We start from the raw sequence: 13,312 nt of genomic DNA, 5'->3' as shown, positions 1-13,312 counted from the left end.
GCATCGCGGCATGGTCGGCGCTTCGAGCAACGCGAGCCTTCAACCGGTCAGCCCGGTTCGGGCTTGAAGAAGCCGTCGGCGGCCTGCCCCGAGGTGCGCCCTCAAAGCTCCGTTCGCAGGCTGTCGAAGGCGTCCCGCAGAAACCTGGCCACCGGCTTTCGCGGGCCGGTCTGGTCTCTCCAGGCTTGAAGCGCCAATCTCATCGCACCGGTGGACACCATGGCCACCATCCGAAGCGACGTACGGCGCTCGGGCTGCCGCCAGACTTCGCACAGCGTGCTGAAGAGCGCCTGCTCCTGCTCCACGTAGTGCGTCTGCTTGCGCGCAAGAAGCGCTTCGCTCGATCGCATGAGATTGTCGAGCGCCGTCATCTGCTCGGTCGTGTAGAGCGAGATGTGCTTCACCATGACATCGCGGACCGCATCGAGCGGCGGCACATCGGGCGATGTCTTCAGCAGATCGGCATACAGACTGGCCGATCCGGTCTGTTGCCAGAACACGATGATCTCGTCCTTCGACTTGAAGTACGAAAAGAAGGTCCGGCGCGAAATACCGGCTTCCGCCGCAATGGCGTCCAGCGTGGTGCTTTCGTAACCGTTGGCGAGGAACAGGCGCTGGCCGACCTCGGCGATGCGCTGACGTGTCTCGCGGCGCTTGCGTTCCCGCAGGCCCTCTGTGGGCACCGTGCCCGCGGGCGAGGGATTTCCTGGCATTTCGATGGCCTCTTGCATAGCTGCACGAAGTGCATTAAATTATGCACTCAGTGCTGTTTTATATGCACTGATTCTACCGTCCCCCTCTTCCCAGCTAAGACATGGCCCACTGGACAGCTTCCGACATTCCTTCCCAGCGCGGCCGCACCGCGGTCGTCACCGGCACCGGTGGTCTTGGGTTCCAGGACGCGCTCGCGTTGGCCCGTGCAGGTGCGAACGTCGTCATTGCAGGTCGCAACCCGTCGAAAGGGGCGGCGGCAGTCGACCTCATTCGCCAAAGCGTTCCCGACGCGAAAGTGGTTTTCGGGGCGCTGGATCTCGCGAGCCTCGATTCCATCGAGGCTTTTGCCGAGCGCCTTCGGAGTTCGCACGACCGGTTGGACCTGCTGATCAACAACGCGGCGGTGATGGCACCGCCCAAACGCCTGGCGACTGCCGACGGATTCGAGATGCAGTTCGGCACCAACTACCTGGGCCACTTTGCCTTGACCGCCAGGCTCCTCCCCCTGCTACGCCAAGGCAACCAACCGCGCGTGGTCAGCCTGTCGAGTGTTGCCGCTCGAAGCGGCGCGATCAACTTCGATGACCTGCAGGCTCGGCACGGCTACAGGCCGATGCCGGTCTACGGTCAATCGAAACTCGCGTGCCTGATGTTCGCCCTCGAGTTGCAACGCCGCAGCGATGCCGGGGGCTGGGGCATTCAGAGCATCCCTGCCCACCCCGGCGTTTCGCGCACCGATCTGTTGCCCAACGGCGCGGGCGCATGGAGCGCCGCGGGCATCGCTCGCCGCTACATGTGGTTCCTGTTCCAGCCGGCGGCGCAGGGCGCGTTGCCCACCCTCTTCGCCGCGACCTCGCCGCAAGCGCGAGGCGGCGCCTACTACGGCCCGAACAAGTTCGGCGAAACGCGCGGCTATCCGGTCCTGGCCAGGATCCCGCCTCAGGCACTGGACAAGAACGTCGCTGCGAAGCTGTGGCTGGAGTCGGAGGCGTTGACCGGTGCGGTGTTTCCCACCCGCGATGGTCGGAAGTCCGCGGAACCGCTCGATGTCATCCAGCCCTCGCGCGCATGAAACATCGCAGCACCCAAGACATGCAGATGAATCTGAGCCGGCGGCAAGTCAATGCCATGTTGCTGTGGGCTGCGCTGGCCTCAGGCCCGACGAAAGCGACAGCGCAACCCACAGAGCCGCCCTATCGGGTGATGGATTTCGACTGGGTCGACCAGGCGCGATCCCGCCCGGTGCCGGCGCGCCTGTACTGGCCAACGGTTGCGACGTCCGACGTGTCGGTGCCGTTGGTGGTGTTCTCGCACGGAATCGGCGGTTCGCGGCAGGGCTACAGCTATCTCGGAAAACACTGGTCGACCCGTGGTGTCGCCAGTCTGCATGTCCAGCATGTCGGCAGCGATGCGCAGCTTTGGCGGGGCAACCCATTCGGCGTGGTGGGCCGCTTGCAGGCTGCGGCTCAGGAAAAGGAGGCCATCGCGCGTGCCGCCGATGTGCGCTTCGCGCTCGACCGAATGCTCTCCGACGAAACGGGCAGTCTTGGCGCTGCGGTGAACCGCCAGCGCCTTGTGGCGGCGGGCCATTCCTACGGCGCGAACACGACGCTCCTCACGATCGGCGCGCAGATCGTGAGGAACGGCCTGACGCTCGACTGCCTTGATTCCCGCTTCTCGGCGGCAGTCGTCATCTCTGCGCCGCCGTTCTATGGCGAACCCGATCTGGCGGCGGTGCTGGGCAAGGTGTCGATTCCAACCATCCATGTGACGGCGACCGAGGACGTGATCGAGATCCCGGGCTACCGCTCAGGCGTGGACGATCGACTGGCCGTCTTCGATGCAATCACCAATCCCCACAAGCTGCTGGCCGTGTTCCAGGGCGGTTCCCACAGCATGTTCACCGATCGTTCGCTGACCGGCGGTCCATCGCTCAACCCCAAGGTCAAGGTCGCCACCGCGGATCTCGCACTGGCATTCTTCGACCTGATCTTCGAGCACGACGGCACGGCGCTCGCACGGTGGCAAACGACCTGGCAGTCCATCCTGGCGCGAGCCCCCAGGCCCGATAGCGCACAGACAGTCAGGATGACGCGCGCCCGCACGAGTCCGAGCCCAGCCTTCCGGGACGTCGCACCGGACTCGACCCAAGACCGCCCGGCATAGCCTTTCGAGCGCCAACTGATCTCACGATGCCGCGGCGGGCCTGTCCGCTGCCCTCGCCACCAACTCTCCCAGCCTGGAAACAAACAGCTGGAGCGCCGGCGACGCATTGGACTTGCTGTACCCCACCACGAGATCGATGGTCGGCACCTCGCCTGCCAGCGGACGGCTGACGACCGACCAGGGAAGCAGGTTCTCGACATAGTCGGGAATCAGGGCCAGGCCACGTGTCGAGGCGACCAGCGACATCACCATGGCGGGGTTGTCCACGCCTTGTGTCGGCGTGATCTTCACGCCCGAGCGCACCAGGTAGTCGTCCACCACGGCCTGCAACACCCGCGCCTTGTTGGCCATGCCGATGAACGGACTGCCGACCAGGTCCTGCGGCGTGACGGCGGCCCGAGCCGTCAGCGCATGATCGCTGGGCATCAGAACCACCAAAGGCTCTCGGCCCACGGTTCGGTAGCTGAGGTCGAAGCCCGGCTCGGCGCGCAGAAAGGCCAGATCCAGCTTGCCGCGTGCCACGGCATCCGCCAGATCGGGGGAATAGTCGCTGGAGACCGTCACGTCGATGTTCGGCAACTCGTCTCGAAGCAGATGCATGGCTCGGGGCAACCAGGTCATCTCCTGCCCCGTCAGGAAGCCCAGCGCGAAGCGCTGCTTCGAAGGCAGCGCGGCCCGCCGAGCAGCTTCGACAGCCGCGTCGACCTGGGTCAGCGCCAGCCGCGCATGGTCGATGAACGCCTTGCCGGCCGCCGTCAACTCCACCCCGCGGGCGCTTCGATGCAACAACGCCACGCCGACCTGGTCTTCCAGGTCGCGGATCTGTCGACTCAGCGACGGCTGCGAGGTATGCAGGCGCCGCTCGGCCGCGACGGTCAGGCTGCCCGTCTCCGCGACCGCGATGAAATACCTCAGATGTCGCAGTTCCATGTGCATCCTCATGCTTCACAGGCATGCCCACCAGCCCACAAAGTCTTTTTAAAAGTTGCGCCGAATCCCTAGATTCTCCCCTATGGAGACGCGACCGGCAGCGAAGTGGTCAGTCGAGCCATCCATGCTTCCATCGTCATGCCCACAGGATTTTTCATCATGAACCAACCAGTTGTCCTCATCACCGGCGCCCTCACCGGCATCGGCCGTGCCACCGCCCTGGCATTCGCCCGCACCCATGCCCGCCTCGTCGTCTCCGGACGCCGCGTGCCGCAAGGCAAGGCGCTCGAAGCCGAACTCCAGGCACTGGGCGCGCAGGCCTTCTTCATCGAAGCCGACGTGCGCAACGACACCGAGGTCGGCCGATTGGTGGACCAGACCGTCGCTCGCTTCGGCCGCCTCGATGTCGCGGTCAACAACGCCGGCACGGAAGGCCAGCCTGGCCCGATCGTCGATCAGACGGCGCAGAGCTACGCCGCGACCTTCGACACCAATGTGCTCGGCACGCTGCTGAGCATGAAACACGAGCTGCGTGCGATGACCGCGCAGGGCGGCGGAAGCATCGTCAACATCTCCTCGACCTATGGGCATGAAGGTGCTGCCTACGCCTCGATCTACGCGGGCAGCAAGCATGCCGTCGAAGGGATGACGAAGTCGGCCGCGCTCGAAGTCGCGGCCTCCGGCGTGCGCGTGAACGCCGTGGCTCCCGGCCCGACCGACACCGGCATGCTGGACCGTTTCACAGGCACGCCGGAGAACAGGGCGGCCCTGGCCGCGGGGGTGCCCCTGGGCCGTGTCGGCAAGCCGGACGAGATCGCTGCCGCCGTGCTCTTCCTGGCCTCGGAAGGGGCCGCCTTCGTGACGGGCCAGATCGTCACGGTGGACGGCGGCAAGACCGCCGGCTGACTCTCCATGAACCGCACATGCAGGGGTTCCACCATGTCCGACCGTCCATCGCTCAGCGAGCGCAGCAAAGCCTTCGCCGACGCGCATCGTTTCCCGCTCGAAGCCGTTGAAATCTGAGGAGCACGCCGTGAACAACACCCTTTCTGGCAAGACCGCCCTGGTCACGGGCGCATCGCGCGGCATCGGACGAGCCAGCGCTTTGGCCCTCGCTCGCGCCGGGGCCCAGGTACTGGTTCACTACGGCAGCGGCGAGAAGGAAGCGATCGCCGTTGTCGACGAGATCCGCGGTGCAGGGGGCAAGGCGGAGAAGGTCGCAGCCGACTTGCACTCGCCCACCGGACCGCATGACCTGGCGCAGCGCGTGCGCAACATCATTGGCGGCCGCCTCGATGTGCTGGTGGCAAACGCCGGCGTCTCCAAGGCCTCCTCGATCGAGGACACGACCGTGGAGGACTTCGACCATCTCTTCGCCGTGAACGTGCGCGCGCCGTTCTTCCTGGTGCAGCAATTGCTGCCGGCGCTGTGCGAAGGCAGCAGCATCGTGCTGGTTTCCTCACTGGCTGCGCGCGCGTCGGTCGGCACCCTGTCTGCCTATGCCGCGAGCAAGGGTGCCATCGACACGCTCGTGAAGCATTTCGCCACGGTGCTCGGCGAGCGCGGCATTCGCGTCAACGCGGTCGCACCGGGCGTGGTCGAGACCGAGATGTCCAGCTTCACCAAGGCGGATGCCGGGCGCGCCGCCACCTTGGGCATGCAGGCACTCAAGCGCCTGGCTCAGCCGGAGGACATCGGCGATGCCGTGGCGTTCCTGGCGTCCAACGAAGCTCGCTGGGTCACGGGCCACACCTTGCACGTCGACAGCGGCTCGAAGCTCTGAAGCTGCCCTGTCAATTCCTTCCTCTCTCTCATGCGAACCGATCATGAAGCTCTATCACTCCATCTCCTCCCCCAACTCGCGGCGCGTGCGCATGTTGCTGGCCGAAAAAGGCCTGCCCCTTCCGCTTGTCCCGATTGATCTGGGTCGGGGCGAGCAGCATTCCGACGAATACCAAGCCATCAATCCACGCCGCGTCGTGCCGACGCTGGTGCTGGACGATGGCACCGCCATCGGCGAAGTGCCTGTCATCAGCCGCTACCTCGACGACACACAGCCAGCGCCCTTTCTTTTTGGTGCCACGGACGAGGAGAAGGCACTGACGGCCATGTGGGAGCGCCGCATCGAACAGGAGGGCTTCGCCTCGGTGATGGAGGCGATCCGCAACAGGGCGCCCGGGCTCGAGAACCGCGCGATTGCCGGGCCGCACGACTACGCGCAGATCAGCGAGTTGGTAGAACGGGGCAAGCAGCGGGTCAAGAACCTCTTCGCGGACATCGATGCCCGCTTGGCCAGCTCGACCTACGTGGCAGGCGAACAGTTCTCGGTGGCCGACATCACCTTGTTGGTTACCGTAGATTTCGCTGCCAAAGCCATCGATGTGGTCGTCACCGACGAGTACCCGGCGTTGCAGCGCTGGTACGCTGTGGTGTCCACGCGCCCCAGCGCGCTGGCCTGAACTCTTCGATCGGCATCGTCACGACCACGCGTGTACGGCCGGCTCGATGCGTGGATCGAGCGGCACCGCTCCGGCTGAGGCTTCGGCTGCGCGCCTCAGCCGCCCGCGGGCCGCGCCCTGCGCTCGAACATCGGCACCGTCACGCCCTGGGCCTCGCTGCCGTCGGCCTTCCACACCAGCGTGTCGGCCGGGAACTCGTCCTTGCGCGTCATCGCATCGACCTTGGATGCGACCAGTGCCACGGCTTCCTTGACCTCGGGGTTCCAGGCGAAGACACCCGCGCGGCCATACCAGACCACCGGCGTGGCGGCGTCGAGGCGGCGGTCGGGGCACATCGTGATGCGGCGCTGCGCGAGCACGCGCAAGGCGCCGACGCCCACGGCGCGGATGCCGGGCCGGCTGCGCTCGGCGGAGTGGCCGGGACACACGCGCGCCGCTTGCTCGATCGCGTTGTCATAGACCTGGGCATCGCTTTGTGCGTGGGCCTGGACGGCGACGAGGGCGCCGAGCAGGGCGAGGCCGGAAACCGGCCATGGGAGACGGTGTGGCATGCGTATCTTCCTCCTGGTTCATTCATCGGTCGACGAACAGATCGCCGGGTGCATTCTTGCAAACACCGCGCGAGCCGCCTGTAGGCCGAGGACGCACGGGCCGCGGCGCTGGCGATAATGGCCGCCCCATGATCGTCCGCCCCCGTCCCCACTGGCTGCGCATGCTGTTCGTCTGGCACGGCTCGGTGCTGTCGTCGATCGTGCCGCAACTGCTGTGGACCACCGGCTTCGCGATCCTCGTGACCGTGCTGCACGGGCAGCTGTTCCAGTGGAAGGTGCCGCTGAACTTCGTGCCCTTCTCGCTGATCGGCCTCACGCTCGCGATCTTCCTGGGCTTTCGCAACGGCACGAGCTACGCGCGCTACTGGGAGGCGCGCACGCTCTGGGGCACGCTGCTCAACGAGACGCGCACGCTGGTGCGCCAGCTGATCACGCTGCTGCCCTCGCGCGAGGGCATCGCGCTGCCGGTCGCGCGGCTCATCGCCTTCGTGCACGCGCTGCGGCATCAACTGCGCGGCACCGATGCAGCGGCCGACCTCGCGCGCCTGCTGCCGGAAGAGGACTGCGCACGTCTGCGAACGGTGCGCTTCAAGCCCGCCGTGCTGTTGCTGATGGTCGGCGAATGGCTGCAGGCGCAGCGCCTGCAGGGCCGGCTCGCGCCCGAGCTCGCGCAGGCCATCGAGCTGCCGCTGGGCCGGCTCACCGAGGCGCTGGGCGGCTGCGAGCGCATCGCGGGCACGCCGATCCCGTTCACCTACGCGGTCATCATCCACCGCACCATCTACCTCTATTGCGTGCTGCTGCCTTTCGGGCTGGTCGATGCCATCGGCGCGATGACGCCGGTGGTGGTGGCCTTCATCGCCTACACCTTCTTCGCGCTCGAAGCGCTCGGCGCGGAGATCGAGGAACCCTTCGGCATGGAACCCAACGACCTCGCGCTCGATGCGATGTCGCACACCATCGAGGCGAGCGTGCGCGAGATGATGGGCGAGACGCTGCCGGTGCCGAGCGCGAAGGGCGTGGGGTACGTGCAGACGTAGGCAGTCGGGGTTCGTGCGCAGATTCCGCGGGAAATTGCCAGTCCTCGACCACACGGCGGCCAACTTGGTCCTGCGCGTGAGTCGAAGGCCATGAGCGGCGCGGCTCTTCCTTTCAGCGAAGTCCGTCGAACTCGAGGATGTAGAGCCCGCCGTTGTAGTCCGTCGAATAGACCAGTCCGCCGGCATCGACGAACACATCGCAGGACTGGATCACCTTCGCCCTGTTCGGTCGGCGATCCATCAGTTGCTCCGGCTGCGGCGGAACGAAGGCGCCGACCTCGAGCGGTTGAAAGGGATCGCGAATATCGAACACCCGAACCCCGGCATTCTGGTAGGTCGCAAAAATCAGCTCCGAACTCACGAAGCTTCCGGGCCGGTTCTCGTGCAAGTTGTGCGGGCCGAAATGCCCCGGCTTGCGCTTGTAGTCGGTCTCGCGAGGGCTGGGAAAGGTCGAGATGCTGACGGGATTCGACGGCTCGCGCACATCGAAGATCCAGATCGGCTTTTCGCCATCTTCCTGATGGTCGAGCACCGCCTCATCCAGCACGACCAGCAGATCGCGATCGGGCAACGGCAGGCAGTTGTGCGTTCCGCCTCCGAACGGAGGCGACCAGTTTCGATGTGCGAGCAGGCTCGGCTTCGAGCGATCGCTCACGTCGAGCACGACGAGGCCCGCATCGCGCCATGCACAGTACGCCGTGTCGCCGTGCACGATGGGATGATGCAGTCCGTAGCGTCGAGACGCATCCCATGACGGTGATTCACCGCCCGCGATATTCATCCCCGGCAACCAGAATCGGCCCGCTTCTCGAGGCTGCGTCGGATCCGACATGTCGATCGTGATGAACATGTAATCGGAGAAGCCGTCGATCAGCGCCGACGCGTAGGCCCAGCGTCCCCCCGTGTACCAGACGCGGTGCACACCGCCGCCCTCGATGGGCATGAACCCGATCTCGCGAGGTCTGTCTCCCTTTGAAATGTCGTAGACGGCAAGACCGGCGCGCCAGTTTCTCGCGTTGCGATCGGGCTGTGCGGTGCCCACCTTGCGTCCCAGTGCGCCTTGATAGTATTCGCGCTCATCCTGAAACTCGTCGGCCGCGAACATGTCCTTCGCATGGATCACCAGCAAGAGGTCGTCATGGGTCTGCAGGTGGATGTTCCAGGTGTTCGGCGGTGCCGGCTGGTAGGCAACGGTCCGAGGGTGTCGAGGGTCGCGAACGTCGACCACGCTGAAGCCCTTGGAAAACATGTGACCGATGTACGCGTAGCCGCGATGAACCATCAGTTGCACGCCGTCTGCCCGGCCGCCCTGGTCGCTGTGCCCGACCAGGCGAAGATTGCGCGCGAAGTCGGGTGTCATGGTGGATGTCTTTGTCATCTGCTGAATGTGGGTGCGGGTTGTTTGCGACGCGCCGCCGAGAGCCGACGAAGGCCGACGAAAGCCAACGCGATTCGCGGCGACGCTCGGGAATGAAGGCCTACTTCGTCTTCCAGATCTGGCGGTAGATGTCGCGGTAGCGGTTGTCGGGGTCGTAGACGTTGTCCTTGCCGCCTTCGAGACCGATGTTGGCGTGCGTGACGAGGTGCACGGGCGAGGTGTAGTCGGTCGCGGGAGCACCGGCGAATGCGCGATTCAACTCGTCGACGGCCTGCCAGCCCTGCTGCGAAACCGGTTCGGCCACGGTGGCGGCCTGGTAGTCGTTGTTGCGGATGCGCTGGAACGCGGACTCGCTGCCGTTGCCCGCGGACACACCGAGCAGCGGGCCCGTTCCCTTGTAGCCGGCTTGCTGCAGCGTCGGCGACATGAAGTCGAATGGCATGTCATTGATGGTCAGAGCCCAGGTCCATTTCGCGCCATAGCGCTGAAGCAGCGTCGCGGAGAGTTGCGGAATCCGGGCCGCCGTATCCGACAGCGGCGTGTCCTCGATCTTCAGAAGCTGGCACCCCGCGCACTGCTTCACCAAGGCGGCCATGGCATCCGCCTTGGCGGTGGCGACCTCGTAGGTCGAGTCGGTCATGATCACGACGCCGGCCTTGCCGTTGGACTGCGCGATCACGTACATCACGGCGGCCTTCGCGACGTCCAGGGGATCGGTGGTCAGGTTCGTGAAGATGCCTTGTTGAGGGGCGGGACCGGGCTTCGCCGACGAATGCCAGCCCACGATCTTGATCCCGCTCGAGGCGGCCTGCTGGATCAGCGCCGACTGCTCCTTGGCATCGACGCTGCCCAGCACGAGGCCGTCGGGCTTGAGTGCGATGGCCTGGTTCAGCGCCGCGGAGCGCCCGGAGATGGAGCCTTGGCCATCGATGACCCGATAGGTCCATCCGATCGCCTTTGCCGCCTGCTGCACGGCCTGCGCAACGCCGCGCGGACCGCTGTCGCGTTGATCTGCCGAGACGAACACGATCGTCTTGTTCTTTTGGGCCACCGGTCCGGTGGTCGGACCGGACCACGGCAGGCTGGACTTCGTCGCCTCCGCTGTGTACGCCTTTGCCTGCGCGACGATGTCGTCCGCGGCATGAAGATGGGCCGACAGGCTGGCCAGCAGGATCGCCGTGGCAGAAAGAATGCGTGCTCGTTTCATGATGTCTCCGGTTTGGCTCTTGGTGGGGGAATGGCTCGTTGGTGGGGGAAGCTCGATGGGCGTCAGCGGCGGTGGGATCCACCGCCCTCTTCGGCCGGCGCCGTGACGGGTGTGTTGCCGGCGGGGCCGCGGCGCGGGCTGCGGCGGCGACGCTGGGCGTAGCCCGCGATGCCGATAGCGACCAGCAGCGTCGCGCCGTTGAAGAGCGGCTCGACATAGAAATCGCCGCCCATTTGCTGGATGCCCGCGATGCCCACCGCCAGGATCGCCACGCCGAACACCGTGCCCCAGACATTCACGCGGCCCGGCTTGATGGTGGTCGACCCCAGGAAGGCACCGACCAGCGCGGGCAACAGATAGTCGAGACCGACGCTGGCCTGGCCGATGCGCAGTTTGGCTGCGAGCACCACGCCGGCGAACGCGGTCAGCACGCCCGAACCCACGAACGCCAGCATCACGTAGCGCCGCGTCGGTATGCCGTTGAGCGCGGCGGCACGCGGGTTGGCCCCGATGGCGTAGAAGTAGCGGCCGATCGGCAGGTAGTCCGCCGCGATCCACAGCACGATGGCGAGCACGATCACATAGGTGGTCGCGATAGGCAGTCCGAACAGCGAGGTCGAGAAGATCGAGGTGAACGCAACGGGCAGCGTGCCGATCACCTGCCTGCCCCCCGTGTGCCACATGGCCAGGGCATACAGCACCGTGCCCGTCCCGAGCGTCGCGATGAACGAGTCGATCTGCGCGATCTCCACGAGCATGCCGTTCACGAGCCCCAGCAGTGCACCGAGCGCGAGCACGACCAGCACCGCCACCGGCCAGTCGAAGCCGTACACCGTCTGCAGGCTGATGGCCAGGATGTGCCACATCACGATGCCGTAGCCCACGGTCAGATCGATGCGGCCGGTGGACATCGGGATCATGGCTGCGAGCGCAAGGATCGCGATGATCGACTTGTCTCCGGTGATGGATCGCGCATTGAGCAGCGTGGGAAAGGTGTCCGGCAGCGTGACCGTGAAGAGCGCGACCAGCAGGAAGGTGAGGATCGGCAGCCCGAAGACGGGCAGCAGCCGCGTGAAGCGCGACAGCGGCGGCAGAGCCGCCAGTTCGCGCCGCGTGGGTTCGAGCGCATTGGATTTGAGGGATTGCATGGTGGAGGACCTCGGGCGTTCAATGAAGGGGGAGGGACGGCGCGACGCCGTAGTCGAGCGATGCGCAATGCAGCAGCTCGGAAACGCTCAGTTGCTCGAGCGGTAGTTCGCGCGCGATGGCGCCGTTGCGAAAGACCAGTGCGCGATGGCAGATCTGCGCGGTTTCCTCGAAGTCCGAGGAGATCAGGATCACGGCCATGCCGGTTCGCACCGCGTCGCCCAGGAGCCGGTAGATCTCGGCCTTCGCGCCGATGTCGACGCCAGCCGTCGGGTCCTCGAGAACGAGCACCTGCGCGCCGATGCGCAGCCAGCGTGCGATCACCACCTTCTGCTGGTTGCCGCCCGACAGGGTTTCGATCAGCGCGTTGGGATCGTTGGGCCTGAGCGCCACGCGCCGCCCGAGCTCCAGCGCCTCGTCGGCTTCGTTCGCCGCCGAACGCAGCGCGAACGGCGTGCGCCCCGTGGCCTTCGGATTGAGGAACAGGTTCTCGCGAATGTTGAGCCCCGGCGCGATCGACTCGCCGTAGCGATCTCCGGCCACGAGACACAGCCCACTGCGCAAAGCGGCGCTCGGCGTCGACAGGTCGGCCTGCTGCCCGTCGAGCAGCACCGTGCCCGACAGAATCGGCTCGGCGCCGAACAAGGCCTTGCCCACGTTGTCATGCCCCGCGCCACGCAGGCCCACGAGGCCCAGGATCTCGCCGCGCCGCACGTCGAAGCTCAGTGGACCGGCATCTTCGGTGCACAGCCGACGCACCGACAAGGCGACGGGCGCGACCGCGGTCACCGGTGGGCGCACGAAGACCGAGTCGGGTTCCCTGCCGACGATGTGGCGGATCAGCTCGGCGGGCTGCGTCGCATGCGTGGGTTGATCCGCCACCCGGCTGCCGTCGCGCAGCACCACGATCCGGTCGGATAGCGCGAACACTTCGTCGAGCCGATGCGACACGTAGATCATCGCGACGCCCTGAGCCCGCAGCTTGCGCAGCACCTGGTGCAGTTGTTGCACCTCGCTCTCGGGCAGGCTGGCTGTCGGCTCGTCGAGCACCAGCAGGTCGGCGCGGCTGGACAGGCCGCGCGCAATGGCGACCAGCGATCGCTCGGCACGCGACAACGATGCCACGCGCTGGTCGGGGTCGATGTCACCACCCACCAGCGCCAGCGCCTCGCGTGCCCGTTCGCGGACCTGCTTCCACGCGATCAGTCCATGGCGGCTGGCGTACGTGGTTGCGAGCGCGATGTTCTCCGCGACCGTCATCCAGTCGACGAGCCCGAGATCCTGGTGCACGAAGGCAAGCTGGCCATGCAGGGCCCGCGCATCGACCGGCTCGCCCCGGAACAGCAGGCCGCCGGAAGACGGCGCGTGCACGCCCGCGAGGATCTTGATCAAGGTCGACTTGCCCGCGCCGTTCTCGCCGAGCAGCGCCACGATCTCGCCGGGGTGGACGTCGAAGCTGATGTCCTTGAGGACCGGCACGCCGTTGAAGCGCTTGCCGATGTGCTTCACCGCGAGGATCGGGGCGGGTTGCGAGAGGGAGGGCTCCTTCTCGCGGGGATGGGTCGCTGTCATGTCTCGCTCCATGGATGGCTCTTTGGCCGAATTCAGTTCTTTTGTGGTTCTATTTTTGTTTTTAGTATTATTCGATCAGGCCCCAAGAGGCTTCAATCTAAAAACGGCCACGCGATCATCGAAATACGGCCAGACATCGCGCGACCGAG

The 13,312-nt window shown here is 66.0% G+C and carries 13 protein-coding genes; 6 read left to right on the top strand and 7 right to left on the bottom strand.

What is annotated here, in order from left to right; all coding sequences use genetic code 11:
• Positions 1-101 precede the first annotated feature (101 nt).
• Positions 102-731 (bottom strand): TetR family transcriptional regulator, encoded by a 630-nt coding sequence (locus R0232_RS44415; RefSeq protein ID WP_431513587.1) that lies wholly within the window; start codon positions 729-731, stop codon positions 102-104.
• Between the two features lie 83 nt (positions 732-814).
• On the opposite strand from R0232_RS44415, the gene R0232_RS44410 reads away from it, so the two are divergent.
• Positions 815-1,786 (top strand): SDR family oxidoreductase, encoded by a 972-nt coding sequence (locus R0232_RS44410; protein WP_431513586.1) that lies wholly within the window; start codon positions 815-817, stop codon positions 1,784-1,786.
• Positions 1,783-2,880, top strand: a complete 1,098-nt coding sequence (locus tag R0232_RS44405) for an alpha/beta hydrolase family protein (protein ID WP_431513585.1) — start codon at positions 1,783-1,785, stop codon at positions 2,878-2,880. Before R0232_RS44410 ends, R0232_RS44405 begins: the two co-directional genes overlap by 4 nt.
• 21 nt (positions 2,881-2,901) lie before the next feature.
• On the opposite strand, the gene R0232_RS44400 is transcribed toward R0232_RS44405, so the two are convergent.
• Entirely contained in the window at positions 2,902-3,810 is a 909-nt protein-coding gene (locus tag R0232_RS44400; RefSeq protein ID WP_398492556.1) for a LysR family transcriptional regulator, read from the bottom strand.
• 159 nt (positions 3,811-3,969) lie between these two features.
• On the opposite strand from R0232_RS44400, the gene R0232_RS44395 reads away from it, so the two are divergent.
• The 3 genes from R0232_RS44395 (at position 3,970) to R0232_RS44385 (ending at position 6,269) form a co-directional block, all read left to right on the top strand.
• Positions 3,970-4,716: an SDR family NAD(P)-dependent oxidoreductase gene (locus R0232_RS44395; RefSeq protein WP_431513584.1), complete on the top strand. Its 747-nt coding sequence runs from the start codon at positions 3,970-3,972 to the stop codon at positions 4,714-4,716.
• A 127-nt stretch (positions 4,717-4,843) separates the two neighbouring features.
• Positions 4,844-5,593 carry an SDR family NAD(P)-dependent oxidoreductase gene (locus R0232_RS44390; protein WP_431513583.1) on the top strand — a complete coding sequence of 250 codons (750 nt, stop codon included), beginning with the start codon at positions 4,844-4,846 and terminating at the stop codon, positions 5,591-5,593.
• Between the two features lie 43 nt (positions 5,594-5,636).
• The gene (locus tag R0232_RS44385) at positions 5,637-6,269 is read left to right on the top strand and encodes a glutathione S-transferase family protein (protein ID WP_431513582.1); all 633 of its coding nucleotides are present in this window, start codon (positions 5,637-5,639) and stop codon (positions 6,267-6,269) included.
• A gap of 95 nt (positions 6,270-6,364) precedes the next feature.
• On the opposite strand, the gene R0232_RS44380 is transcribed toward R0232_RS44385, so the two are convergent.
• Positions 6,365-6,820, bottom strand: a complete 456-nt coding sequence (locus R0232_RS44380; protein ID WP_431513581.1) for a hypothetical protein — start codon at positions 6,818-6,820, stop codon at positions 6,365-6,367.
• Positions 6,821-6,948: 128 nt separating this feature from the next.
• Between R0232_RS44380 and R0232_RS44375 the strand changes: the two genes are divergently transcribed.
• Positions 6,949-7,860, top strand: a complete 912-nt coding sequence (locus R0232_RS44375) for a bestrophin family protein (protein WP_431513580.1) — start codon at positions 6,949-6,951, stop codon at positions 7,858-7,860.
• Positions 7,861-7,972: 112 nt separating this feature from the next.
• Here the strand turns inward: R0232_RS44375 and R0232_RS44370 are convergent, their stop codons facing one another.
• The 4 genes from R0232_RS44370 to R0232_RS44355 form a co-directional block, all read right to left on the bottom strand.
• Positions 7,973-9,220, bottom strand: coding sequence for an LVIVD repeat-containing protein (locus R0232_RS44370; RefSeq protein WP_431513579.1), 1,248 nt, complete (start codon positions 9,218-9,220; stop codon positions 7,973-7,975).
• Positions 9,221-9,338: 118 nt separating this feature from the next.
• The gene (locus tag R0232_RS44365) at positions 9,339-10,445 is read right to left on the bottom strand and encodes a substrate-binding domain-containing protein (protein WP_208510482.1); all 1,107 of its coding nucleotides are present in this window, start codon (positions 10,443-10,445) and stop codon (positions 9,339-9,341) included.
• Between the two features lie 62 nt (positions 10,446-10,507).
• Positions 10,508-11,593: an ABC transporter permease gene (locus R0232_RS44360; RefSeq protein WP_208510483.1), complete on the bottom strand. Its 1,086-nt coding sequence runs from the start codon at positions 11,591-11,593 to the stop codon at positions 10,508-10,510.
• A gap of 19 nt (positions 11,594-11,612) precedes the next feature.
• Positions 11,613-13,175 (bottom strand): sugar ABC transporter ATP-binding protein, encoded by a 1,563-nt coding sequence (locus R0232_RS44355; protein WP_281077857.1) that lies wholly within the window; start codon positions 13,173-13,175, stop codon positions 11,613-11,615.
• Positions 13,176-13,312: the final 137 nt, after the last annotated feature.

The sequence above is a fragment of the Variovorax sp. DAIF25 genome, from assembly GCF_050711835.1.
Classification (GTDB): Bacteria; Pseudomonadota; Gammaproteobacteria; order Burkholderiales; family Burkholderiaceae_C; genus Variovorax.
Note: the sequence above shows the minus strand (reverse complement) of the source record. Positions and strands in the feature narration are given on the sequence as shown.

Bases quoted from the DNA above. Each gene is read 5' to 3' on its own strand.
- R0232_RS44360 (WP_208510483.1), bottom strand. From the start codon at position 11,593: ATGCAATCCCTCAAATCCAATGCGCTCGAACCCACGCGGCGCGAACTG.
- R0232_RS44355 (WP_281077857.1), bottom strand. From the start codon at position 13,175: ATGGAGCGAGACATGACAGCGACCCATCCCCGCGAGAAGGAGCCCTCC.
- R0232_RS44375 (WP_431513580.1), top strand. From the start codon at position 6,949: ATGATCGTCCGCCCCCGTCCCCACTGGCTGCGCATGCTGTTCGTCTGG.
- R0232_RS44400 (WP_398492556.1), bottom strand. From the start codon at position 3,810: ATGGAACTGCGACATCTGAGGTATTTCATCGCGGTCGCGGAGACGGGC.
- R0232_RS44380 (WP_431513581.1), bottom strand. From the start codon at position 6,820: ATGCCACACCGTCTCCCATGGCCGGTTTCCGGCCTCGCCCTGCTCGGC.
- R0232_RS44405 (WP_431513585.1), top strand. From the start codon at position 1,783: ATGAAACATCGCAGCACCCAAGACATGCAGATGAATCTGAGCCGGCGG.
- R0232_RS44395 (WP_431513584.1), top strand. From the start codon at position 3,970: ATGAACCAACCAGTTGTCCTCATCACCGGCGCCCTCACCGGCATCGGC.
- R0232_RS44365 (WP_208510482.1), bottom strand. From the start codon at position 10,445: ATGAAACGAGCACGCATTCTTTCTGCCACGGCGATCCTGCTGGCCAGC.
- R0232_RS44370 (WP_431513579.1), bottom strand. From the start codon at position 9,220: ATGACACCCGACTTCGCGCGCAATCTTCGCCTGGTCGGGCACAGCGAC.
- R0232_RS44415 (WP_431513587.1), bottom strand. From the start codon at position 731: ATGCAAGAGGCCATCGAAATGCCAGGAAATCCCTCGCCCGCGGGCACG.
- R0232_RS44385 (WP_431513582.1), top strand. From the start codon at position 5,637: ATGAAGCTCTATCACTCCATCTCCTCCCCCAACTCGCGGCGCGTGCGC.
- R0232_RS44410 (WP_431513586.1), top strand. From the start codon at position 815: ATGGCCCACTGGACAGCTTCCGACATTCCTTCCCAGCGCGGCCGCACC.